This is a genomic window from Streptomyces globisporus (assembly GCF_003501885.1).
Taxonomy (GTDB): Bacteria; Actinomycetota; Actinomycetes; order Streptomycetales; family Streptomycetaceae; genus Streptomyces; species Streptomyces globisporus_D.
This window is the reverse complement of sequence record NZ_QWFA01000083.1, coordinates 1-24,311: the sequence shown is the minus strand read 5'-3', so window position 1 is coordinate 24,311 and position 24,311 is coordinate 1. Positions and strand designations below refer to the sequence as shown.

At 67.5% G+C, this 24,311-nt stretch carries 18 protein-coding genes and 2 pseudogenes; 10 read left to right on the top strand and 10 right to left on the bottom strand.

The window, feature by feature from the left end; translation table 11 throughout:
- Positions 1–1,154 (top strand): hypothetical protein (locus D3105_RS17165; RefSeq protein WP_118904064.1); only part of this gene is annotated, 1,154 nt, incomplete at its 5' end.
- On the opposite strand, the gene D3105_RS17160 is transcribed toward D3105_RS17165, so the two are convergent.
- Both D3105_RS17160 and D3105_RS17155 read right to left on the bottom strand, forming a co-directional pair.
- Positions 1,124–2,002, bottom strand: coding sequence for an SURF1 family protein (locus D3105_RS17160; protein WP_118904061.1), 879 nt, complete (start codon positions 2,000–2,002; stop codon positions 1,124–1,126). The two genes, D3105_RS17165 and D3105_RS17160, sit on opposite strands and share 31 nt — an antisense overlap.
- Before the next feature lie 62 nt (positions 2,003–2,064).
- Positions 2,065–3,876, bottom strand: coding sequence for a S9 family peptidase (locus tag D3105_RS17155; protein ID WP_118904060.1), 1,812 nt, complete (start codon positions 3,874–3,876; stop codon positions 2,065–2,067).
- Positions 3,877–3,966: 90 nt separating this feature from the next.
- Here D3105_RS17155 and D3105_RS17150 point away from each other — a divergent pair, with 90 nt between their 5' ends.
- On the top strand, positions 3,967–4,800 hold the full coding sequence (locus D3105_RS17150) for a class I SAM-dependent methyltransferase (RefSeq protein ID WP_118904059.1): 834 nt from the start codon (positions 3,967–3,969) through the stop codon (positions 4,798–4,800).
- An 84-nt stretch (positions 4,801–4,884) separates the two neighbouring features.
- Positions 4,885–5,313: a nuclear transport factor 2 family protein gene (locus D3105_RS17145; protein WP_206272775.1), complete on the top strand. Its 429-nt coding sequence runs from the start codon at positions 4,885–4,887 to the stop codon at positions 5,311–5,313.
- 65 nt (positions 5,314–5,378) lie between these two features.
- On the opposite strand, the gene D3105_RS17140 is transcribed toward D3105_RS17145, so the two are convergent.
- A complete protein-coding gene (locus D3105_RS17140; RefSeq protein ID WP_118904057.1) occupies positions 5,379–6,185 on the bottom strand; it encodes an SGNH/GDSL hydrolase family protein in 807 nt (268 codons plus the stop codon).
- 473 nt (positions 6,186–6,658) lie between these two features.
- Between D3105_RS17140 and D3105_RS17135 the strand changes: the two genes are divergently transcribed.
- From D3105_RS17135 to D3105_RS34580, 4 genes are all read left to right on the top strand, one after another.
- Entirely contained in the window at positions 6,659–7,426 is a 768-nt protein-coding gene (locus tag D3105_RS17135) for a DUF899 family protein (RefSeq protein ID WP_118904063.1), read from the top strand.
- A gap of 76 nt (positions 7,427–7,502) precedes the next feature.
- Positions 7,503–8,084 carry a GNAT family N-acetyltransferase gene (locus D3105_RS17130; protein WP_118904056.1) on the top strand — a complete coding sequence of 194 codons (582 nt, stop codon included), beginning with the start codon at positions 7,503–7,505 and terminating at the stop codon, positions 8,082–8,084.
- Positions 8,085–8,239: 155 nt separating this feature from the next.
- Positions 8,240–8,635, top strand: coding sequence for a hypothetical protein (locus D3105_RS34585; RefSeq protein ID WP_165891031.1), 396 nt, complete (start codon positions 8,240–8,242; stop codon positions 8,633–8,635).
- A 6-nt stretch (positions 8,636–8,641) separates the two neighbouring features.
- Positions 8,642–9,241 carry a hypothetical protein gene (locus D3105_RS34580; RefSeq protein ID WP_165891030.1) on the top strand — a complete coding sequence of 200 codons (600 nt, stop codon included), beginning with the start codon at positions 8,642–8,644 and terminating at the stop codon, positions 9,239–9,241.
- A gap of 36 nt (positions 9,242–9,277) precedes the next feature.
- On the opposite strand, the pseudogene D3105_RS17125 reads toward D3105_RS34580, so the two are convergent.
- Positions 9,278–10,047: pseudogene (locus tag D3105_RS17125) on the bottom strand (arsenic resistance protein); the annotation flags it as partial.
- Positions 10,048–10,094: 47 nt separating this feature from the next.
- Here D3105_RS17125 and D3105_RS35730 point away from each other — a divergent pair.
- Both D3105_RS35730 and metG read left to right on the top strand, forming a co-directional pair.
- Positions 10,095–10,220 carry a hypothetical protein gene (locus tag D3105_RS35730; RefSeq protein WP_276311830.1) on the top strand — a complete coding sequence of 42 codons (126 nt, stop codon included), beginning with the start codon at positions 10,095–10,097 and terminating at the stop codon, positions 10,218–10,220.
- A gap of 534 nt (positions 10,221–10,754) precedes the next feature.
- Positions 10,755–12,476, top strand: coding sequence for a methionine--tRNA ligase (gene metG, locus D3105_RS17120; RefSeq protein WP_118904055.1), 1,722 nt, complete (start codon positions 10,755–10,757; stop codon positions 12,474–12,476).
- 42 nt (positions 12,477–12,518) lie between these two features.
- Here metG and D3105_RS17115 read toward each other — a convergent pair whose 3' ends face one another.
- The 5 genes from D3105_RS17115 to D3105_RS17095 form a co-directional block, all read right to left on the bottom strand.
- Complete coding sequence (locus D3105_RS17115) at positions 12,519–13,919, bottom strand: MGMT family protein (protein ID WP_118904054.1); 1,401 nt, start codon at positions 13,917–13,919, stop codon at positions 12,519–12,521.
- 984 nt (positions 13,920–14,903) lie between these two features.
- Positions 14,904–15,629, bottom strand: coding sequence for a M48 family metallopeptidase (locus tag D3105_RS17110; RefSeq protein WP_240646934.1), 726 nt, complete (start codon positions 15,627–15,629; stop codon positions 14,904–14,906).
- Positions 15,613–18,711 carry a type I restriction endonuclease subunit R gene (locus tag D3105_RS17105; protein WP_118904052.1) on the bottom strand — a complete coding sequence of 1,033 codons (3,099 nt, stop codon included), beginning with the start codon at positions 18,709–18,711 and terminating at the stop codon, positions 15,613–15,615. The genes D3105_RS17110 and D3105_RS17105 overlap by 17 nt, the downstream gene beginning before the upstream one ends.
- Complete coding sequence (locus tag D3105_RS17100; protein WP_206272773.1) at positions 18,708–19,859, bottom strand: restriction endonuclease subunit S; 1,152 nt, start codon at positions 19,857–19,859, stop codon at positions 18,708–18,710. The genes D3105_RS17105 and D3105_RS17100 overlap by 4 nt, the downstream gene beginning before the upstream one ends.
- A gap of 122 nt (positions 19,860–19,981) precedes the next feature.
- Entirely contained in the window at positions 19,982–22,429 is a 2,448-nt protein-coding gene (locus D3105_RS17095) for a type I restriction-modification system subunit M (RefSeq protein WP_118904051.1), read from the bottom strand.
- Between the two features lie 549 nt (positions 22,430–22,978).
- Here D3105_RS17095 and D3105_RS17090 point away from each other — a divergent pair.
- Positions 22,979–23,890 (top strand): annotated as a pseudogene (locus D3105_RS17090) (site-specific integrase); the annotation flags it as partial.
- An 88-nt stretch (positions 23,891–23,978) separates the two neighbouring features.
- Here D3105_RS17090 and D3105_RS17085 read toward each other — a convergent pair.
- The coding region (locus D3105_RS17085) for a Pr6Pr family membrane protein (protein ID WP_165891032.1) at positions 23,979–24,311 on the bottom strand (333 nt) is incomplete at its 5' end.

The window sequence follows — 24,311 nt, the reverse complement described above, 5'->3', positions numbered from 1 at the left end:
GCGTTCGTGCTCTTCATGTGGTTCCCCCCGGTGCGGGCAAAGCCCCCGGCGACGGCCCCGACGAGCCCCCCGCCGCGGCCGACGACGACTTCCTCGCCACACTCACCGACCTCTTCGCCGAAGGCAGACGCGCCCCCGCCGCCGACCGGTCCGGCGAGCTGGACGAGGTGGCCCTGCGCCGCATGCTGCACGGTGCGGTCCGCGACATCGCCCCCTCCGAGGGGACCCTCGACCACCTCCAGCGCGCCGTCCCCGCCCGCCGGGCCCGGCGGCGGCAGGCCGTCGTCGGGGTGGCCGCGGCGGCCCTGCTGATCGGCACCGCCGTCCCCGCCTTCGTCCACGTCGCGACCTCGGACGGCGCGTCCACCGCCAACCCCGCCATCGCCGGACACGGCGAGCAGGCCCAGGGCGGCAACGGGGAAGAGCCCGGCCCCGAGGAGCCGGGCCGGCGGTCCGAGGCGCCCACCGAGCGCGAGAGCGAGGGCGGCGAGGGCGAGGCCGCCCCGGACCCCAGCCCTTCCCGGGGCGAGGGAAGTGACCCGGACGGGGCGGTGGCGGGCGAGGAGCCCGACTCCCCGAGCGCGGAATACGCGTCCCTGCCCGTCTGCGACCCCGGCCAGCTCGGCGTCGCGTCCGCGAGCACCGACGCGCCGGGGGCCGACGGCACGGTCTACGGCAGCTTCAGGATCGCCAACGTGTCCGGCACGGACTGCACCGTCAGCAGCAACGGCACCGTGGGCTTCACCGCCCTCGGCGCCGCCGATTCGCAGAAGATCGTCGTGGTCCAGCACGCGGCGGGCGACGCGGCCCCCGGTCTGCCCGACCCGTCCCAGGAGCCCGGCACGGTGCTGCTGAAGCCGGCCATGGCCTACGAGGTGCGGTTCGCCTGGGTGCCGACCGACACCTGCCCGACGACGGGCCCCTCACCGACCCCGACCCCGTCGGCGGACGGCGCGGGAGGCGCGGCCGGCGAGGGGTCCGAGAACCAGTCCGGTGTGGACCCGCAGTCGCTGTACGAGGACGGCGGGACCACCGCCGAGGGCAGCGTCGCCGTGACGCACACCCCGGAGTCGGGAGCGCCCACCGCGCAGACGGAGATCCCCAACGCCTGCTCGGGCACGATCTACCGGACGGGCGTGCTCGCCACGTCGTAGTCCGGCGACGACGGGTCCTCGGGGGCGTCCTGCGGGGCGCCCTCCGAGGCGTCAGCAGTCGCCGGGGCCGCGGATTCCTCCGGCACGAGACCGAGCGCGATGTCCCGCTCGGCCTCGGCCTCGCGCCGCACCAGCCGGAACCACATGAAGAGCACGAACGCGGCGAAGACGAACCACTCGCCCGTGTAGCCGAGGTTCTGGAAGGCCTTCAGATCGAGGCCGCTGCCCTCCGGCGCCGCGGCCGGCACGGGCTTCATCGCGCCGCCCGTACCGCCCGCCTCGGCCTCGGGAAGCGTCACCCAGGCGTCGTACACGTCGTAGGGGACGAGGTTCACCAGGGTCGCCGCGCTGATCATGCCGACCTGCCCCGAGGGGAGGCCGCCCCGGACGTTCACGCCGTCGCTGTGGGTGTTCTCGGAGGCCTGGAGGTCGCCGGTCACCGTGACCTCGCCCTTCGGCGCGGCGGGGACCCGGGCGTCGGTCGCGGACCCGGGCAGCCAGCCGCGTACCACCGGCAGCGCCTTGCCGGTGTCGGTCCGCAGCATGTTCAGGACGTAGAAGCCCTGTCGGTCGTCCAGCTTCCGGCCGGGCACCAGGAACTGGTCGGCGTACGTCCCGGTGGCGGTGGCCGGGCGGCCGGACGTCACCTTGTCGACGGGCAGCAGCTCGGCCAGGGGTTTCGCGGCCCGGGTGCTCGGATCGGGGGCCTTCTCCGCCTGTTCGTGCGACTGGACGCGGTCCTCGAAGCGGCCGAGCTGCCAGGTGCCCATGAACACGCAGAACGGGATGGCCAGCACGACGAAGAGGTTGATCCCCCACCACCGTGGGGTCAGCAGGAACCGGTACACCCCTCAAAGGTACGGTTCCCCGCCCCGGGCACCCGGGGCGGGGTCCGCAATTTATCCGGCTCTTACGCGCCCTGGACGGCCCCGCCCCCCAGGTGCTTCAGGGCGAACTCCAGCTCCAGCCGCACCTGCTTGATCCGCTCCTCCACCACGAGCGAGCCGTGCCCGGCGTCGTAGCGGTAGACCTCGTGGACCGCGCCGCGCGCCGCCAGCCGGTCCACGTAGTTCTCCACCTGACGGATGGGGCAGCGCGGATCGTTGACGCCCGCCGAGATGTAGACGGGGGCGCGCACCGCGTCGACGTACGTCAGCGGGGACGAGGCCTCGAAGCGCTCGGGCACCTCCTCCGGCGTGCCGCCCAGCAGCGTGCGGTCCATCGCCTTCAGGGCCTCCATCTCGTCGTGGTACGCCGTGACGTAGTCCGCGACGGGCACGGCGGCGAGGCCCAGCGCCCAGGCGTCGGGCTGGGTGCCGAGGCCGAGCAGGGTCAGATAGCCGCCCCAGGAGCCGCCGGCCAGGACCAGGCGCTCCGGGTCCGCGAGCCCGGACTCCACCGACCACTCCCGTACAGCCGCGATGTCCTCCAGCTCGATCAGGCCGACGCGGTGCTTCAGCGCGTCCGTCCAGGCGCGGCCGTATCCGGTGGAGCCCCGGTAGTTGACCCGGACGACCGCGAAGCCGTGGTCGACCCAGGCGGCGGGGCCGGAGGCGAAGGCGTCGCTGTCGTGCCAGGTGGGCCCGCCGTGGATCTCGAAGACCGTGGGGAAGGGGCCGTCGCCGGTCGCGGGCTTCTGCACGAGAGCGTGGATCCGGCCGCCCGGACCCTCCACCCACGCGTCCTCGACGGGCACCGATGGCGGGGCCTTCGCACCGGGAGGATCCAGGACCACGGCACCGCTCGTCGAGCGCACCGCGGGCGGCTGCGCGGCCGAGGACCACAGATACTCCACGGTCCCGTCCGGGCGGGCCGTGGCGCCCGAGACCGTACCGGCGGGGGTCTCCACGCGCACGGGCGCGTCCGCCCCCGGCTCGTACCGCCACAGCTCGCTGCGGGCCTCGAATTCGTGCTCGACGAGCAGCGCGGACCCGTCCGGATACCACTCGGCCCCCACATCGCCCGGCAGGTCGATCGGCAGCGGGGTCTCCGTGCCCGCGACCGGGTCCCAGATCATCGGCTCCCAGCGGCCCCGCCGCTGGTGTCCGACGAGGAGCCGGGTGTCCCCGGCGACGGGCGCGAAGCCCAGCACGCTGAGCCCCAGCTCCTTCGTGCCGCCCTCGGTGTCGTCCAGCTCGGCCACGGTCGAGCCGTCGGGGCGGACCACGCGCAGCGCGGAGTGCATCGCGTCGCCGTGCTCGGTGTGCTCCAGCGCGATCAGCGTCCCGTCGTGGGAGAGGTCCCCGACGCCCGCGGACTCCCGGTGCCGGTAGATCTCCACGGGCTCGGCGCCCGGCGCCCGCACCAGGTGGACCGTCGTGCCGTCCTCGTCGGTCGAGCGGCCGATGACCGCCGAACCGTCCCGCCCGATGGCCAGGCCCGCCGGGTAGGAGGGCGCGAGGCCCGGGGCGGCCGGCTCGTCCTCGCCGCCGCCGAACGGCTGGCGCATCCACACCCCGAATTCGTCGCCGTCGGTGTCGCTGAACCACCAGACGGCCTCCCCGTCGGGCGTGAGCACGCCGTCGGTGGTCCCGTTGGGCCGGTCCGTCACCTGGCGCTGCAGCCCGCTCGCCCGGTCCCACGCGTACAGCTCGTAGGTGCCGGTGGCGTTGGAAACGAACAGCGAACGGTCGGGGGCGTCCTCGGCCCAGTCGGGCAGCGAGACGCGGGGCGCACGGAACCGCTTCTCCCAGTCGGGCGCAGATACAGGATCAGTCGTCATGCCTCCATCCAACCCGATGGCGCACGGGGATCTTGAGGGCGTCGAATAACCACTCGCGCCCCCGCCCGGCCCGTCGGTAGCTTCCCGGGCATGTACTCCCCGACTCCGGACGACTGGCACGCGACCAACCGCGCACGCTGGGACGAACGCGTGCCGATCCACGTGGCGAGCGGCTACTACGAGCTGGACGCGTTCCTGGCGGGCAAGGACGCGCTGCGCGCCTTCGAGCTGGCCGAGGTCGGCGACGTCACCGGCAAGACCCTGCTGCACCTCCAGTGCCATTTCGGCATGGACACCCTGTCCTGGGCGCGGCACGGCGCCGCACAGGTCGTGGGCCTCGACTTCTCCGAGCCCGCCGTCGAGACCGCCCGGGGCCTGGCGGGGTCGCTGGGTCTCGCCCCGGACCGGGCGGTGTTCGTCGTGGCCGACGTGTACGACGCCCCGGCCGCCGTTCCCGATTCCGCGTACGACATCGTCTACACGGGCATCGGCGCGCTGGGCTGGCTGCCCGACATCGACCGCTGGGCCGAGACCGTCGCGTCGCTCGTCGCGCCCGGCGGGTTCCTCTACCTGGCGGAGTTCCACCCGCTGACCGACTCGATGGACGAGACCGGTTCGGTGGTCACCGACGACTACTTCAGCCGCGACGCCTGGGTGGACGAGACGCCGGGCACGTACGCCGACCTCGACGCGCCGACCGTGCACAACCGCAGCGTCGAGTGGCAGCACCCGGTGGGCCGGGTGGTGACGGCGCTCGCCTCGGTGGGGCTGCGGATCGAGTTCCTCCACGAGCACGACGTCTCGCTCGTCCAGCGGTTCACCACGCTGGAGCGCCACGCGGACGGCCACTACCGCTTTCCGGCGGGCCGCCCGAGGATCCCGCTGATGTACTCGATCAAGGCGTCGCGCCCGGCGGAGCGGTAGAGATACCCGCAGGTGGGAGCCGTCCCGCGGGGCTTCTCCGGTCGATTGTCAGTGGTGGGGCCCACACTCTTCTCCATGACCGAGATGACAGGAAGCGCTTCGGGGACGACGACGGCTGCGCTGCGTGGGGCGGTGGAGACGTACTGGGCGGCGGCCGAGGCGCGCGACTGGAGTGCGTTCGGGGCGACTCTCGCCGAGGACGTGGTGTACGAACTGCCGCAGACGCGTGAGCGGATCCTCGGCAAGGAGCGTTATCTCCGGTTCAACCAGGAGTATCCGGGCGACTGGCACGTCCGGGTCGAGCGGATCGTCGCCGACGCGGAGGGCCGGCAGGCCGCGGCCCGGACCGGGTTCACGGTGACGGGGGAGCAGGAGGGCGAGCCGGACCAGGAGTTGGACGCCATCCACTTCTTCACGTTCGACGAGAAGGGGCTGATCACCGGGGTGACGGACTTCTGGCCCGAGTCGTACGAGCCTCCGGCCGGCCGCGAGCATCTGGTCGAGCGCTACTGAGAACGACGCGGGACGGCGGCCCACCGGTCGCCCGGTGAACCGCCGTTCCCCTCCGATCCGAGGTCCTACACCGCCGAGCGGAAGGCGGGCAGATAGCCGCCCGACTGCCCCGCGGCCTTGGGGTGGTAGGAGTTCTCGATCGGGACGGTGACGCTGTGGATCCAGGCGTCGCCCGAGCACAGCTCATGTCCGGTGAACTCGTCCACCACGCTGGAGAAGGTGAACCCGGCGTCGGCGGACCGCTTGGCGATGACGTCGTTCAGCACGTCCGACGCGTTGTTGATCGCGGCCCGTTCGGCCTCGCTGAGCCCGGCGATGCAGCTGCCGGACAGCTGGTAGAAGCGGGGGTAGCCGAGGACCACGACCTGGGCCTGCGGGGCGCGGGCCCGGATGCCGTCGTAGAGCGAATCCAGGCTGCCGGGCAGGGTGTTGTTCATCTGCCCGACGGCCGCGTCCACGCTGCTGAGGCAGGTGGCCTCGCTGCCGAGCACGCAGTCCTGCATGACGTCGGCGAACCCGACGTCATTGCCTCCGGCGGTGACGCTGACCAGCGAGGTGGACGCGCTGAGCACGCCGAGCTGGCTGCTCGCCACGGACGAGGTCGTCGCCCCCGAGCAGGCGACGAAGTCGAACGAGGCGGGGGAGTTCGCCGCCTGCCACAGGTAGGGGTAGGCGGCGGTGCTGCGCCGGCAGTCGCCGCTGTCGGAGAGGTAGCTTCCGGCGCCGACGCCCGAGGAGTAGGAATCGCCGAGCGCGACATAGCCGCCCGCGGCGGCCGAGTCGGCAGCGGAAGCCGGCCCGGCGACACCGATGGCCGCCACGGCGGCGATCGCGAGAGTGGAGAGGGATGCCCAAATTCTTCGTACTGACATGGCTGCCAGCCCTTCGAAGCGTGGGGGGATGTGGGGAATGCAGTTTCTAGCAGCTGTCGGTACCCGTCGGTAATAGCCGTGCAAGAAGTCGTCTGATATGCCCGAAGGATCGTTCGGTGGGTCGTGCTCCGCGCGTAGATAAACCTCAACTCGGTGACGGAGTAGGCACGTTCGTGGGAATTCTGTACGCCCCGACGGGCCCTCGCAGGGCCCGTGAGTTCATCCGGACGGCTCAACGCCGGGCGCGCGGAGGGGCGCTGAGTTTCAGCCTTCGGTGTACGGGGGGAGCTGGGCGGCTTCATCCGGACCGAAGCCGGACCGGGCGCGGCTGCGGCGTCCCGGTACGGTAACCCGGCTCGCCGGGCGGGGAGCTGGATCGGCCCGGGCGCTCCTGGAAAACTCGCGTGCCCGCGGACGGAGCCGGTCTCCGGCCGATGGGGGCGCGTGACGACGGACGACGACGGGACACGACCGTGACCGAGCACGACAGCAGCACGCCGGACCCCGCCCGCGCACCGGCCCGGCCGCCGGTGGCCGACCGGGCCGCCTTCGAGGCGGAAGTGGCACGTCTGCGGCTCCGCGAGAAGGCGCACACCAGGGAAGGCGACGCGATCGCGGCGGCCCGCCGCCGACTGCCCATGGTCGAGGTGGATGCCGGCCTCGAACTGACCGGCCCGGAAGGCCCGGTGACGCTGCTCGACGCCTTCGAAGGACGCCGGCAGCTGATCGCGTACTACTTCATGTGGCACGACGGCCACGAGGCCGCCGACCAGTGCGAGGGCTGCACCTGGGTCACCAACCAGGTGCGGGAGCTGGAGTTCCTGCATTCCCGCGACATCACGTACGCCGTTTTCTGCCAGGGACCGTACGAGGAGAGCCGCCGCTACCGGGACTTCATGGGCTGGGAGATGCCGTGGTACTCGGCGCTCCCGTCGAACGACGAGCTGCTGACCGGACGCCAGGTCGGCAGCATGCACATCGTCTGCTACCTGCGCGAGGGCGACCGGGTCTACGAGACGTACTGGACGACGCTGCGCGGGGTGGAGGTGATGGACTACGACTACGCGCTGATGGACCTGACCGTGTACGGCCGTCAGGAACTCTGGGAGGACTCGCCCTCCGGCTGGCCACAGACCATGGACGCGCCCCCCGAGCACCCCATGCGCACCAACGGCCGCCCGATCCCGCAGTGGTCCCGTATCGAGGCAGGACGCTCGGACGGTCTGACGCCCGGTTCGTGACGCTCGGACGGCCTGCCGCCCGACTCCTGAGGAGGCGGCGTGCTGACGCCGGCTCACCTCGCCTTAGTCTCGTTCCATGCCCCCGGCAGATGACACGACGTACCAGATCCGCACCGCCACCCCCGAGGACACCGGAGTCGTCGAGGCGCTGGACGGCTCGTTCACCACGGCCACGGTCTTCCACGTGGAGATGGCCGAGAACGGCTTCACCCTGCGGGAGACCGCGGTGGACCCGCCGTTGACCAAGGTGTTTCCGGAGGACGAGGACGACGAGAACGACGAGGGCTCAGGGGCCGAGGGAGATCAAGGGCCCCAGGGAGACCGCACCTTCCTGGCCATGGCCCCCGACGGCTCCCTGGCAGGCTTCGTCTCGGTCGCGTACGCACGCTGGAACCGCCGCCTCACCATCGAGGACATAGAGGTCGCCCCCGGCCACCGGGGCCGAGGCGTGGGCAGGGCGCTGATGTCCCGGGCGGAGGAGTACGCCCGGGAGCGCGGTGCGGGCCACGTCTGGCTGGAGGTCACCAACATCAACGCCCCCGCCATCCACGCGTACCGCAGGATGGGCTTCACGCTCTGCGGCCTGGACACCTCGCTGTACGAGTTCACCGCCTCGGCCGGGGAGTACGCGCTCTACCTGAGCAAGCCCTGCCGGTAGTCAGCGCCATGCGCAACTTCTCCACCACTGGCCACAACTGAAGGCCGGCTGTCCGAGTACCGGACGGGCTCCGCAGGGTGATGACGTACCTTCGGAGCCCGTCCGGCACCCTCACCCGCAGGTGGTAGCAAGGACGACCCTGGGAGGGGCCTCACATGACGTACGCACTGTTCGCCTTCTTCGCGTTGGGCGCGGCCGTCATGAGCACGAAAGCAGCTCAGCTGTGGAACGACGCCGACCGCGTCGACGAGATCATGCGCAGTTTCACGTTTCTTCCGCTGGGCCCCGCCGCCAAGCGGGGCGAGGTTCGGTCCCTGGGGCTCACCGCCGCTTCGTTGTGGGGCGTCGCCCTGCTGATGATGCTCGCCGCCGTCGACTCGGACCTCTCGGGTCCCGCGCTCGTCGGATTCGGCGTCGCCGTACTGCTCGTACTGGTCTCTCTCGCCCTGGAATTCGCGGTGGTGCTGTTCAACGCCCCGAAGTTCGTCGTGCCGCCCCATATGCGGGCGGACGCGGGTGTCCTGAACCGCCGACGCGTCGAGAGCGGCTGATCCGGCATGGCAGAGCAGCAGCGGAAGCATCCGGCGGTGGACGCGGCCCTCGGCCGTCGCCGCACCCGCCTCGGCACCGTCTGGATCGTCGCCCTCCTCGCCTCGCCCTTCGCCGGGCCGGCGGTGTCGGCGGGAGCCGGGCTGCATCCCGGGGTGCCGCTCGCCATCACCGGGCCGGCCGCCCTCGTCGGGTTCGTGTTGATCAGCGAGATGCCCACAGGCCGGGAGCGAGGACAGACCAGCGGCAGCCTGCTGACGGCACGGACGACCACGGGCCTGCGTACCGTCGACCTGGCGCGGGTCGAGCGCGTCCGGTTGCTGACGAGCTTTTCCCGCGGCGGAGTCTCGGACCGGGTCGTACTGGTACGCGACAGCAACGGCGTGCTGCTCGGACTGAGAGAGCAGACCGACGTTCGGCGCGTGCGCCGCGCACTGGACCAGAGAGCGCCGAACGGTGGTCCGCCGCGTGTCAGCGGCGCCGCGGCCGCCTACCTGGGCATGACCCCCGACGGAACAGCCCGGCACACGGTGCTGAGCTGGTTGGCGACGGTGCTCGGCATCTGCTGCTACCTCGGCGCCGTTGCGGTGGCGGCCCGCGCGGTGTAGCGGCGATCCGGCTCTACCGCGGGGCGATGCCGGCCAGGGGAAGAGACGGCGGTCGGCGAGCGCCACGTACACGAGGCCGATGAGGACGGGCACCTCGATGAGGGGGCCGACGACTCCGGCGAGGGCCTGTCCGCTGGTGGCGATGGAGACCGCGATGGCCAGCTCGAAGTTGTTGCCCGCGGCCGTGAACGCGAGCGTCGTGGCCTTCGGGTAGCCCAGCCCGACCGCCTTGCCCAGAGCCATGGATCCGGCCCACATGAGCGCGAAGTACACCAGGAGCGGCAGCGCGATCCGGACGGCGTCGAAGGGCCGGGAGGTGATGGCGTCACCCTGGAGGGCGAAGAGCAGCCCGTACAGGGTGAACGGCCCGATGCGCGGGAGCAGCTGCGTCTCGTACCAGGCACGGTCTTTCGCCTTCTCGCCGAGACGGCGGGTCAGAAGGCCCGCAGCCAAGGGCATGCCGAGAGAGATCAGCACGCTCCGGGCGATCTCCCACACCGACACGTCCAGGACGGTCTGCTCCAGGCCGGGCCAACCGGGCAGTACGGAGAGGTGGAACCAGCCGAGCAGACTGAAGGCGAAGACCTGGAAAACGGGGAGTCGAGGGCGACCAGGACGGCGGCGGCCTCGCGGTCGCCGCGGGCGAGATCGTTCCAGATGATGACCATGACGATGCAGCGGGCGAGGCCGACGATGATCAGGTCGGTGCGGACCTCCGGCAGGTCCGGCAGTCAGATTCAGGCGAGGGCGAACATCAGCGCCGGTCCGAGAACCCAGTTCAGCACCAGCGAGGGAATGAGGAGCCGGCATCGCTGGTGGGCCGGTCTTCTCCGCACTCACCAACACCTGCAGCATGGCCGCGATCCTCGCCAAGCTCCCGTACAACCGCCCCCGCCCCCGCGCCCTCGACCTCGACCGCACGCTGGCGGAACTGCGCAGCCCGCTGATCTGCGGCGCCACAAGGCGGGGGCCCGGCTGACCAGGCCCCCGCCCTTGCACTTGCCGCTTGGCGCAACACGTCAGCTCTGCGCGGAGGGTTTTCGCTCTTCGACGTCATTGCGCCGCTTTCGGACGGGCCGCAGCAGTACGGGGCTGTGCGAGACACCCGGACTTCCCGATCGCAGGGGTGACATCCGGGCCGGACTGCCCGACCCTTCTGGAAGTTGCTTCTCGGATCATGCGGACCGCCTCTCGGGCCTCGGATGAAGAGGGGGAATGCGTAACCACGGTCATACGGGCCTAATATGAGGGCCGCCTCGGCCGTTCGAGACTCGCTTGGCCGCCTGTCCCGGACGGCCGAGCGCCTTTCCGTGCGAGTCCGCCGGACGTTAAACGACTCGGCGGAGTGGCACCGGGGTGCCCTACGATTGCGGGGGCTTGCAGCTCCGGCCGCCGCCGCCAAGCGTGACACGGTTGAGCGCCCCCGTGCGGTCGCGCCTGCGGCACCCTCCCAACTTCGGTCCGCCGCAGGCACTGCCGCTGGCGCCAAACGTACGAAATGGAGCATCCAAGGATGGCTCGACACCTGGTAACCAGCGCGCTTCCCTACATCAACGGGATCAAGCACCTGGGCAACATGGTCGGGTCGATGCTTCCGGCGGATGTGTACTCCCGGTACCTCCGCCAGCGTGGTCACGACGTCCTGTACATCTGCGCGACCGACGAGCACGGGACGCCGGCCGAGCTGGCGGCCAAGGCGGCCGGGGTCTCGGTGGCAGAGTTCTGCGCCCAGGCCCACGAGGCGCAGAAGGCTGTGTACGACGGGTTCGAGTTGGCCTTCGACTACTTCGGCCGCAGCTCCTCGCAGCAGAACGTCGAGATCACCCAGCACTTCGCGCGGAAGCTGAAGAAGAACGGCTTCATCGAAGAGCGGGCGATCCGCCAGGTGTACTCCCCGGTCGACGGCCGTTTCCTTCCCGACCGCTACGTCGAGGGGACCTGCCCGCACTGCGGTTACGACAAGGCGCGCGGCGACCAGTGCGAGAACTGCACCCGCGTCCTGGACCCGACGGACCTGCTGGAGCCGCGTTCGGCGATCAGCGGCTCCACGGAGCTGGAGGTCCGCGAGACCAAGCACCTGTTCCTGCTCCAGTCGAAGCTCCAGCACGAGGTCGAGGCGTGGGTGGCCCGGCACGAGGCCGACTGGCCGCAGCTGTCCTCCTCCATCGCCCGCAAGTGGCTGACCGAGGGCCTGCACGACCGGGCGATCACCCGCGACCTGGACTGGGGGGTGCCGGTCCCGGCGGACACCTGGCCGGAGCTGGCGGCCGAGGGCAAGGTCTTCTACGTCTGGTTCGACGCTCCGATCGAGTACATCGGCGCGACGAAGGAGTGGGCGGACGCCGCCCCGGACGGCGAGAGGCGCGACTGGAAGTCCTGGTGGTACGAGGCCGACGACACGGTCCGCTACACCCAGTTCATGGCCAAGGACAACGTCCCGTTTCACACGGTGATGTTCCCCGCCACCGAGCTGGGCGTACGCGAACCGTGGAAGAAGGTCGACGTCGTCAAGGGCTTCAACTGGCTGACGTACTACGGCGGCAAGTTCTCCACCTCGCAGAAGCGCGGCATCTTCACCGACGCCGCGCTGGAGACACTCCCGGCCGACTACTGGCGCTACTTCCTGATCGCCAACGCCCCCGAGTCGGATGACTCCTCCTTCACCTGGGAGCACTTCGCGGCCACGGTCAACAAGGACCTGGCCGACACCCTGGGCAACTTCGTCAACCGCGTCCTGTCCTTCTCCCGCAAGCGTTTCGGCGACGAGGCCCCCGCAGGGAACGCGGCAGGCGAGGCGGAGACGCGACTGGGCGAGGAGATCGCCCGCCTCCTCGCTGAGTACGAGGAGCACATGGACACCCTCCAGTACCGCAAGGCAGGTACTGCGCTCAGGGCTCTGTGGTCGGCGGGCAACTCCTACCTGGAGGAGAAGGCCCCCTGGCTGGAGATCAAGACCGACCCGGACGGCGCGGCCCTGACCCTGCGCACGGCGATGAACCTCATCCACCTCTACTCGGTCGTCTCCGAGCCGTTCATCCCGGCCTCGGCCGCCGCCATGCGCGGGGCCTTCGCCCTGGAGAACGACACCGCGACCTGGGTGACCGCCGAGCAGACGAAGTCCCTGGACGCTGTCCCGGCCGGCACGCCGTTCACCGTGCCGCCGGTGCTCTTCGCGAAGATCACGGAGGAGGACCTGGAGTCCTACCGCGAGCGCTTCGGCGGCGCTGACGCCTGAGCCAGGGACCGGTCACGATGGGCTGAGGGCTTCGAAGGGCTCTCAGCCGTCGAGGATGTGTCGGAGCTCGTCCTGGCACAGGCGCTGGTCCGGGTCGGCGGTGTCCCCATCGAAGCGCACACCTTCCCTGATCAGGAGGGATGCGGCGGTGTCCGTACGCGAGGGGTCGGGCCACTGGAAGCCGGGGCTGACCTTCCCGGCGGCCGTGAGGACGCGCCAGGGGTTGGGGCATCGACCGCAGGTGCCGAGGTGCTGACCTATGGGGACGGCATGGCTCCCGACCGCCGCCGCCAGGTCGCCGTAGGTGGTCCATCGCCCAGCCGGGACACCGCTCAGCAGAGTGTGCAGCCCGGTCCAGTCCTTGCGAGTGCCGCTGAGCTGCCTGGCCAGCCCGGTGAGGTCGGACCCTGCCGGCGTGGCCCATGCGTCGGGGTCGACGTCGGCGGGCACATGGGCGGTGTCCACGTCCCACCACGTCGTTCCCTGTATGCCGTCGGCGGTGCGTCCGGTCACGCTCGTGAAGATGTGGTTGGCCAGCCCGGTAGGGGAGTAGGAGGCTCCGTCCGCGTCCCAGACCAGTGGCTTGGCGGTGTCATTGGTCCAGGTGGCGGCTTCCCGGCCGGTGTCCTGCGCCACCCAGGCCCGGATCTCGGCGCGGATCGCTTCCGTCACACCGTGGCGCGGTGTCATTAGCAGCCTCGTCCCATCAGGCAACAGGCCCGCACCGACGAGCACGTGGACGGCGTTCCGTGAACGCGAGCGTTCCTGCAGCTTCTTGGCCGCCGCCTCGCCTCCGACCCGGGTCGGGGTGAGCGTGAACTCCTCGACCTCCGGGGTCGGATAGACCTTGGTGAACCCGGCGACGATATGCCCTTCCACCCGCCACAGGCCGACCTGGACGAGGTCGATGTCGATGCCCATCTCCGAAAGCCAGACGACGGAGTGGGTGACCTGCTTGGGGAAGTCGGCGGCGATGATCACCTGCCGGGGCCGCTGGAGCAGTTCCGGGCTCCACTCCCCGTCCACGTGGTCGAGCAGCCGCTGCCTGCACGCGTCGATGTCGAGGGTCTGCCCCCTGCGCGACAGGAAGTCGCGGTGTGCCTGGGTGAGGGTGTCGAGGTCGAAGCGGGACACCAGGGCGGCGTAGGTGATCGCCTGGAGGTGCACATCCCGGTCGGCTGTCCCTCGCTTCAGCTCGACCACGACGAGGCGCCCTGTCGCATCCAGCCCGAGCACGTCCAGCCGGTCGCGGGCCGGCACTCCGTCGGTGTCGGCCCACCGGTCGTACTCCGCGGTGATCACGAGCACTGACTCCCCGAGCACCTGGGGATGGGCGATCACCCATTCCTGGAGGTGCTGCCGCTCCAGCAGGCTCTCGGCGGAGAGCCCGGTGCGCGATATCGGCGTGGCCTTCCGGCTGTCGACAGTGAACAGATGATCCACTAAACGGCTCCCAAGATGCCCCCGGGAACGAGTCAGGGGCCTGACCCGCTAAGCGGATCAGGCCCCTGACCTGGTGTTTCAGCTGTCGGGGTGGCGGGATTTGAACCCACGACCTCTTCGTCCCGAAGCACCTTGGGCGGGGGTGCTGCTGCGGGCTGTTGTGCGTTGCACCTGCGTTGATGGTCCGCAGACGTCCGCCCTCGTTCGCTGGTGTTCGTCGGCGCTGTCACGCCGTTAGATACTCATGCTCCGACGGCTTCAGTCGCAGAATTCTGGCACATGCGTAGCGATGCTGGTTGAACGTTGGCTTCACTATGAGGCATGGAACTTCAGTGGTTGGGCCCGTGGCGGAAGACCACCACCGCATGGACACAGCATCGACGCGGGGCGAGTGTTCCTGGGCTGCACCATGCCCCGCTCCTGCGCTGTGGAGCGTTTGGTCGCGGACACTGGCGGCGAGAGCTGGTGGGCTGTCTGCGCGGAGCACGCCGCCTCTTCGTCTGTGCTGTCTCCCTGGCTTGCCACCTGAGTAGCACACGGCTCCGGAGGCCGGGTGAAGACATCAATACGATGCAGGTCAGAGCGTCCTCAAGGCGTCATCGATGCCGCTGCGTCCACATATAGTCCACGGCCAACGGTTTCGCTGACGGACTCCTGCTGGGTGTTTCCTGAGCGGGGGCCTCCCCCGGCTGGACCCTGCCTTGTGAAGGCCTGGCGAGGGGGCAACATCCGCGCTGACCTGGCGTGACGTTCGACAGAAGGCAGCTACGAGTGCGACAGAGCCACTCGCTGGACACACCCGGATAAGACACCGGCCACGCCCACGGTATCGGAGGGCGTTCAGGCGCCGGCTGCGTCGACCAGGTACGCCAGGCGCTCGTTGTCATGGACGTCATCGACGAAGACGGTGCACCCGTCGACAAGCACCTAGCCTGTGAGCTTGCTGCTGGCCTCAGTTGCCTCCTCTTGTTTGAACCTGTCGGCTTACGCCCAGTCCTCGTCCGCCAAGGGTGCTTCGTTCAGTACGTCACGTCGGGCCCGCCAGTCGGGTAGGAACTGGTCCATCAGGGCGACAAAGCGCTCACCGTGTCCGCGTTCCAACAGGTGGGCCAACTCGTGCACGACGACGTACTCCAGGCACCGGGGGTTCTTCTTGGCGAGCTCGGGGTTGAGCCAGATGGTGCGCGCATTGATGACGCAGGTGCCCCATTTCGTCTTCATGCGACGTACGGCGAATTTCTCAGCTTCAACACCGATGATCGGCTCCCATTTCGCGAGCAGATCGGGCACCGCTGCCTTGAGTTGACGGTGGTACCAACGGTCCAAGGCTGCTCTGCGGGTGTCAGGATCGGATCCTTCTGGTGTGACTACCCAGAGCGTGTTGCCCTTAGAGACAACGCTGTAGTTGCCGCTCGTGCGCGATACATCCAGGCGGTACCGCCTCCCCCAGACGTAGTGGGTCTCTCCGGAGAGCATCTCGCGCTTGGTCTGCCGCGCGGCGCTCTGGAATTGCTCGCGTTGGCGTTTGATCCAGGGGAGCCGCTGCACAACTGCGAGCCGGATGGTGTCCTCGTCTGTGCGCTCGGGCGCCGCCACTCGCACACGGCCGACCGGTGGGTAGACCGAGATATGCAGGTTCTTGATGTTCTTGTAGACGACGTCGACGCCAAGGCCTGCGATTGTCAGGTAGGCGCTAGCGGTACTCATCATGTTCCCTGAGTTGAGCGATGAGCTGCGTGATTCTCTGGCCGTCAATGGTGTCGGGGAGCACCCGGTGAAGCGCCCGAGCCAATGCTCTTTCCTTGATCGGGTTGCCGGCCCAACCGTGTTCCTTGACGTTCTGGATGACGCCGTGGAGGTTCTCGAGATCGATCTCGATTTCGGATGGCCACGCAAAATCAATGAGCGCACGACGAGCAGGCGTGCTCGCCCAGTCCGGATACGTGACGCCAGGCTCCGACTCGCCCTTCCCGACCTTCTCCGCGTGCTCAAGGAGTTTGGCGAGATAGTCGGCGTACTCGATCGCCTCTTCGCGTCGCTGCTCTATGATGGCGTCGAGAAGCTGCGACATGCGATCGTAATATTTCGGGTTCATGGCCCGCTCGTCGACGATCGTCCTGCGCACGTTGTTGATGATCGTCTCAGCAGCCGCTTCGGGGTTGTTCCTGATGCCCTCAGGCAGCATATCGATGGCATCAGCTCCACGCTCGACGATCAGCTGGACGAGACCCTTGTCGAGCGTGGCCACCTGTTCGACCGGGTCTGCCTGGACGTAGGTGTCCAGGAGCGATCGCATGCCTGCTTCGAACTGTTTCATATCGATGTTCTCGCCGGCACCCACCTCAACCTCGTTCTTCACAGCGACGTAGTGGGCGACCTCGGCCTTGATTCCCCTGGCTACAGCGGCGCTGTAGCCAGCGTGTTCCATGTCATTGGCGAGCGCCCCGTAGGCTCGGACGAGGGCTGCCACGGTCTTGTAGAGCTCGACGCGCTTGGGCTCGTTGTCCTTGATCTGGTCGGCGTCACCAGGAACGGTCGAGACGAAGTAGTGCTGGTACTCGAGCGTTCCCTTGGGTGGGGGAACGGGCTCACAAAGCGCTCGGATCTTCTCCAAGGCCTCGTCGAGGTCTTCACGTTCCTGCTGGATGCGGTCCTCGAGTAGGCCCTCGATGTCCTCCTTGGCGTACCCGTCGAGTGCTTCGGAGGTGTAGTCGGTAATGGCTTTGTCGAGGGACTTAAAAAGGTCGCGGTAATCGATGACGTAGCCGTAAGTCTTGTCGTCGCCATCAAGCCGGTTGACGCGGCAGATGGCCTGGAACAGGCCGTGGTCGCGCATCTTCTTGTCGATGTAGAGGTATGAGGCACTGGGCGCGTCGAAGCCGGTCAGCAGCTTGTCGACCACGATAAGCAGCCGCATCTGGCCAGGCTCCTCGATGAAGCGGCGCTTCACGTCCCTCTCGAATTCCTCGACCCGCAGCGCTGCGTTGTCGGCGGGCTCGTTGAAGTAGTCCGCCAGCATCTGTCGATAGATGCCGTACTTGCGGAGCTCCTCGTTGTCACCCTCGCCGGCGTCTTCTTTGGAGATCGTGGTGGCGTTGGGGACGTAGCTGGAGACGATGGCGACCTTCCCCGTGAAGCCTGCCTGGACGAAGAGTTCGTAGAACTTGCACGCCTGGTACACACTGTCGCCGACCAGCATGGCGTTGCCGCGACCGGAGATCAGGCGCGGCTCCCGCTCGAAGTCCATGAGGATGTCCTGGACGATCATCTCGGCACGGGACCTGGCCGAGACGACCTTCTGTATCGTGCCCCACTTTTTCTTGAGGCGTGCCTTGGATAGATCTGTGAGGCCCTTGGTCTTGAGGTCGAACCACTTGTCGACCTGGGCAGCTCCCTTGAGTTCCTGGTCGACATTGCGGGCTTCGTAGCGAAGATCTAGCACGACGCCGTCGCGGACAGCCTCGTCGAACTTGTAGGTGTGGATGAAGGAGCCGAAGGTCTCGATGCTGGTCATCTTGTCGGCCTTGAGCAGCGGCGTGCCGGTGAAACCGATGAACATCGCGTTGGGCAGGAGCTGCTTCATGACGCGGTGCATCTTGCCGCTCTGGGTTCGGTGTGCCTCATCGACGAAGACGAAGAGGTTGCCCTTGGCCTTGAAGTCGGCCGGGACCGTCGCGCTCAGTTCCTTGATGAAGTCGTCAGCATCAGAGTCACGCGACGAATTGTCGTCCGAGCCCCGGAACTTGTGAATCAGCGAGCACAGCAGCCATGGATGGCTCTGATTAAGGAGGGTGATCATTTCGGTGCCGGAGCGCGAGCGAGTGATCTTCTCGTTGACGCCGCCGAACACCTTCTCGATCTGCTCGTCGAGCTCAGTGCGGTCAGTGATGATGAGTACGCGGGCGTCGGTCTGGTTCTCCTGGATCCACTTGGCTAGCCAGACCATAGCTAGGCTCTTGCCCGAACCTTGGGAGTGCCAGATGATGCCGCCCTCGCGGGAGCGGATGCGCTCCTGCGCTGCCTTGACCCCGAAGAACTGATTGTGACGAGCAGCCTTCTTGACACCGGAGTCGAAGACGATGAAATCGTGAACGAGCTCCAGGAAGCGTTCTTTGGAGCACATCTGCATGAGTGAGCGGTCGAGCGGGTTCAGCTCCTCCCCCGGCTCCTTCCACTCCAACCAGTACTTCTCCGGCGTCTCGATGACGCCGTAACGCAAACCCTCCACGTCGTTGCCGGCAAACAGTAACTGCACTGTCGTGAAGAACGGTCGCACGAAGTGCTGCTTTTGATTACCGATATTCTGGCGGATTCCCTCGCCAGCACTGACGTACGAGCGCTTGAGCTCGATGACGCCGAGGGCGATGCCGTTGACGTAGAGCACAATGTCGGGGCGCTTGGTGCGTTGCCCCCTGATCGTGACCTCTTCAGCGACGAGGAAGTGGTTCGTGTCCGTGTTGCTCCAGTCGATGAGCCAGACGGTCTCGAAGTTCTGGCCGACGTCGCGCTTGACCTTCACGCCGTAGCGCAACAGGTCGTAGACCTTGCGGTTGGCGTTGTACAGCGACTGGCCGGCACCGAGAGAGGCCGCCGTCAGCAGCTGCTGAATAGCGCGATTGACGAGTTCTTCGTCCACTCCGCGTTCGAGCAGGTTCTGGCGAAGCAGTACTTCGTCGACGTTGGTGTTGTCCTGGGCCTCCAGGTTGCCGCCGTACTTATACTTCAGGCGATCGCGGAAGAGTCTGACGACGCGGTTCTGGGTCTCGCGTTCCCGCTGGCCGACGTTACTCACGAGGCAGCCTCCACGCGCAAGCGGGTTCGGTTAGTGAGCAGCTCCTGCATCATGCCGGTCTTGATCGATCGTGCGGACTTGAGCCGGCGCTCGAGGGCGGTTACCTCGGCGTCGGCGTCGGCGAGAATCGCCGCAATCGCCCTCTGCTCTTCGATATCCGGAACCAGCAGCCGGATGCTCGAGATGTAGCTTCGCGTCGTCGCAAGCACCTTCGTGCCCGCGGCGAGACGAAGCAACGACTCACGAAACGCAGGGATGAATTGCAGGTACGCCTTGAAGCCGTCCGCAAGCACCCTTTTGTCGAACCGTGCAGCGATCGTGTGTAGGCCAGGGACCACGCCCTCCGGCGGCACAGCCGAAATCTCAAGCGACTTCCCGACCCCGGCCGGGTCTTCTGACGCGTCAGCAAAGACGAGGTCGCCAGGCAGTAGACGACCAGCACGTCCAGCGAGCCCAGCACGTGCCCGCGGCATCGACTCAGCCGCTGCGTTGAGGTGAACGTCCGACCGAGTATGAATGTCGCCGTAGTGAAGGTAGCGAAGGGGCGATTCCTGGTCCAGCTGATCACGAGACAGAGCGACCGTCCGAATATACGAAACGTGCTCTCCGAGCAACGCCTCTCGCCACCTGGCGTCGAATCCCGGGAGCCTCGTCTGACCGGTAAGCAGTTGCTGCATCAAGCCCTGCTTGATGTTGCGCTTCTTCGCGATGAGGCGCTCTAGCGCTTCAATCTGCGCCACAGCCGTGTCGAGGGCGTCAGCGATGGCCACCTGCTCGGCCAACGGAGGCACTGAGGCCGCCAGGTTGGCGACCGCGGTTAGGTTCATGCCAGCCTTGGCGCCCTGGTCGGTCGCTCCGACGAATCTCCGCTGAGGGGCCCAACTAGCGAGGAAGTAGGAGATGAAGCGGCTATCTGCCAACTTCGGGTCAAGCCTGACGCGTGCGATGTGCTGGTTGATGTAAGCGGGATCCGGAACCGTCTCGTCAACAAGCCCGATGATCCCGATATCCGCCGTAATGGAGACAAGGATGTCGCCGGGCCGTAGCCGTGTACGCCGAGCCTCAGCATCATCGGGGTCAACCTGCACGTAGCGGGGCGAGTCCAGGTCGAGTCGAGTGCTCGTGCGACGAAGGTTGGTGATCCTCACGAAGAGATCGCCGTGATCTGAGTAGTACTTCGCCCACCCTCGCGAACCACTCGTTACACGAGCACCCAACTGGGCGAGTGACTTCTCTGGCCAAGCCAAATCTGACGCCGTGTTCGTCTCCATCATGGCTTGACCCCCATTGCTGCCAGATGGGCCGACACTTTCGCCGCAAGGGTCTCAACCTGAGCATCGAGCTCGCCGACGGTCGACTCATAGCGGTCAGCAAGGACACGGAGACGAGCGACCAGCGCTTGGCCGAGCGCCGTGACCTCCCCCCCGATCCGACCACTGATTGTTCCGCCCCACTTGTCGTCAATAACCAACGACAGGATTTCACTGGTTGTGAGCTTCGGGTACTGCGCAAGGGCGAGCTGATCGAGCTTGGCGGTGGCCTCCTTGACCGCTTTCTTGGCAGCAGCCTCAGCCTCGTACAGCTTGATCACGTGCTGAAGGGCGTGGAGCTCATCGGGCTCAGCACCCTCATCCTTCGCCACCTGAAGCCGAGCCTTCGCGAGCACCTTGGTGATCTTGTCGTCTTCTACAGCTTCCCAGAGCAGGCCGTCCTCGACGGCGTGCTCTTCGGTGTACTCCTCGACCGCCTGAGACGCGCCCTCCTGCTCGGCGATGAGCGCATCGAGCTCGGCCTTTTCGTTCGGGAAGAATCGCGCGATCACGTACTCGGGCGGGATGAGGTCCATGACCCAGCGCTTGGCGTTCGTGCGGGTTCCGGAGACGACGTGAGCGTCCTCGTATTTGGTCTTGTTGTTCTTGTCCTTCCACGTACGGGCGAGTCGAGGCTTCGCTGCGTCGGCCCAGCCCTCGCTGACGATGAGCGCGACGTCGTCGTGCATGGAGGCGTTCCAGTAGCTCATGAGCTGCTCGTACACGCCGTACTCGTCGATCAATGGGCGCGGACGGAAGGCGTCGAGAAGGGCTTCGGAGACGTCATGGATCAAGTCGTTGGCGCGGGTCGCACTGGTGATGCCCGCCAGTACCTCGCGCTTGTTGGCCCACCAGCTGGCCACCGTGTCGGCAGTGCCCTGCGCAAAGGCCTGGTACTCGCTCGAGCCGGTGACCTTGCCCTGGACGTCCGCCTTGTCGACGGTCAGTTCCGAGTAGCCTCCGCGGAGCGGCTTGAAGAGCTCTGCCCGCAGGCTCGGGAAGGCGTCCCAGTACGGCTGCAGGGCGTCGAGGTCGCGGTTCGGGATGCCTCCCTGCAGGTGGGCGTGAAGGTCCTGGATGTCCTCGGGTTCGGAGCTGTCGATGTAGCGCGAGATGTTGAGGTTGTAGTAGTTCTTGGGGTCGGAGACCTCGCTCAACGGCACCATGCGCGAGTAGCGGTCGATCTGCTTCTGGCTGACGAAGGCATCAACGATCTTGTGCATGTCACGCGGGCGGAGGCGGTTCTTCGGCCCGTCCTTCTCGAAGCCCTTCGAGGCATCGATCATGAAGATGCCGGTTCGCGACTGGGCATCCTTCTTGTCGAGGACGAGGAGGCAGGCCGCGATGCCCGTGCCGTAGAAGAGGTTCGTCGGCAGGCCGATGACTGCCTTGATGAACCCCCGCTTGATCAACTCGGTCCTGATCGTGGCCTCGGTGTTGCCACGGAAGAGGACGCCGTGCGGAAGGACGACCACGGCCTTGCCGGTCGACTTGAGCGACTTGACCATGTGCAGCAAGAAGGCGTAGTCGCCGTTCTTGTCCGGCGGCCAGCCGTACCCGTCGAAGCGGCCATAGTCCTTCTCGAATCCGTTCTTCCACGTCTTCACCGAGAACGGCGGGTTAGCGACCAGGTAGTCGAAGGTCTCGAGTCTGTTGCCTTGACGGAATTTGGGGCCAGAGAGGGTGTTGCCCTGGACGATCTCGTGTGTCTCGTTGCCGTGCAGGATCATGTTCATCCGGGCGAGCGCCCAGGTGGCGTTGTCGTTCTCCTGCCCATAAATGGTCAGGCCGTTCGGAGCGGCGTCGGCAACCTTGATCAGCAAGGAACCCGATCCACAGGTAGGGTCGTAGACAGTCGTTGCCTTCGGGGTGCCGGCCGGGATCTGTAGTAGCTGCGCCATGACGCGCGAGACCTCGGCCGGCGTGTAGAACTGACCCTTGCTCTTGCCGGACTGTGTCGCGAAGTGACGCATCAGGTACTCGTATGCGTCACCGAGAAGATCGTCTCCCTCGGCCTTCGAGCCGGAGAAATCCATGTCCTGGAAGATGCCGATGAGGTTGGAGACCTTGTCCTGAAGGTCCTTGCCCGAGCCGAGCTTGGTCGGGTCGTCGAAGTCGGCGTTGTTGATGACACCCTGGAGGTCGTTGGCCTCGGCGAGCTTGCGGATCGCGACGTTGACCTTTTCGCCGACATCGGACTTGCCCTTGAGCGTGATCAGATAGTCGAAGGACCCGTCCTCGGGGACCTCGATGAGCGCGTACGGGTCGGCCTTGGCCTTGTCCGAGACGTATTTCACGAAGAGCAACGTCAGGACGTAGTCCTTGTACTGGCTCGCGTCCATCGAGCCACGGAGCTCGTCAGCGCTGCTCCATAGGGAGCTGTACAGGTCGGACTTCTTGAGTGCCACTTAACACCCTCCGTTGTGCCATCAGCCAGCTACCGACTCTATCGGTGTGACATGAGGCCCACGGCCAAGTGATTGTGCGAGCGAGCCCCGATCCAGGCGTTGGAGTGTCGGAGGGAGCGCTGGAGTTACAGCTCCGCCGTATGGCTTGAGTAGATTCCTGCCGAATTGTCACCGGTCCCCGACCTGCCGAGCTCACCCCCCCTGAAAGCCTGACCGCAAGCCACACACAGAAGCGGGGGGTTCCCCGTCGGTCGGGCAAGCTCTGCTCGCACCCGGGTTCTTCGAGGGGCGCCAAGGCTCACCGCGTGACCCTTTGGGCTTGGCCTTGGCGCCCCTCGAAGGTTCCAGGTATGCCCACCGGGTGGCCGGCCGGCGGGGAACGCCCCGCGACCCCGACACCGAGCCCGCCCACCACGAACCCGCATCCGACGACGGTGCTCCCGCCTCCCCGGAGAGAGGGTCGGGGTTTGGGGCAGAGCCCCAAGGAAATACCGGACCCAGGACTCACAGCTGCGCTGCATCCGCCGCACGACGAGCGAAGCAAGGCGCCTTGACCCGAGCACCGTCGCGACGACCACGCTCCTCAGCGAGAAGCACGTCATTCCGTCGCTCGGTGCCCGCAAGCTCCGTGATCTCAGCGCGGAGGACGTTGACCGCCGGCTGGCGACGAAGTCCAGGACGCTCAGCACCCGCACTCTCCAGGGCCTTCACTCCTGCCTGAACCGGGCAGTGAAGCGGGCCATGGCCCGGGACAAGGTCAAGCGGAACGTCGTGGAGCTGTGCTCGGTGCCCCAGGGGCAGTCCGGGCGTCCCTCGAAAGCACTCACCTTCGCCCAGGCGGAGGCCGTCCTCCGGGGCGCTGAGGGGACCTCGATGTACGCCTACATCGTCGTCGCCCTCCTGACCGGTGCCCGTACCGAGGAACTGCGGGCCCTTACCTGGGACCACGTCTTTCTTAAGGGACGGCCTGACCTGGTTCCGCCGCAGCCTCCGCACATTGCTGTGTGGCGGTCGGTCCGGCGGAGCGGCGACACCAAGACCCGCAAGTCCCGGCGCACGCTCGCCCTGCCGTCACGCTGTATCGATGCGCTCTGGCGGCAGTACGAGGATCCGGGTTGGGACCGGCTCGCCGCCGGCGACGAGTGGGAGGAACACGGGCTCGTCTTCTCCTCGGCCATCGGCAAGCCACTCGACGCCGCCAACGTCCGCCGCGCCTTCCGCCAGGCGCTCAAGGACGTCGAGGGGGTCGATGCTGCCGAATGGACGCCTCGGGAGCTCCGGCACAGCTTCGTGTCACTGCTCTCCGACCGTGGCGTCCCCCTGGAGGAGATCTCCCGGCTCGTCGGTCACTCGGGGACGGCCGTGACCGAGGAGGTCTACCGGAAGCAGATCAGACCGGTGATCCAGACGGGTGCCGTCGTCATGGACGGCATCTTCGGCGCGGACCCACGGAAGCCGTAGGCACGCAGGAAGCGATAGTCACGCAGATAGACACACAGCAACGCCAGAGGGCCCTTACCGATTCGGTAAGGGCCCTCTGACCTGCTGCTTAGCTGTCGGGGTGGCGGGATTTGTTCGGCCGGATGTGGTCCACGGCGGTGATCAGCGTGGCCAGGGCGGTGAAGAGGAGGCCGAGGGCGAGAGCCTGGGTGAGGGTGCCGGCGTAGCCGTACGTGTCGACGTCGAGGAACGGGTACGGGTAGCGGTCCGGGGTGCCGGAGGAGAGCAGGGCTCCGCGGGTCAGGGCCAGGCCCAGGTAGGCCGCCGGGGCGGTCAGCCACAGCGGGATGTGGGCCAGGCGCAGGGTCCGCGGCGCGGTCAGCAGGAGCCAGTCCGCGGCGACCGCCGAGGGGGTCACCGTGTGGAGCAGGACGGTCGCTGC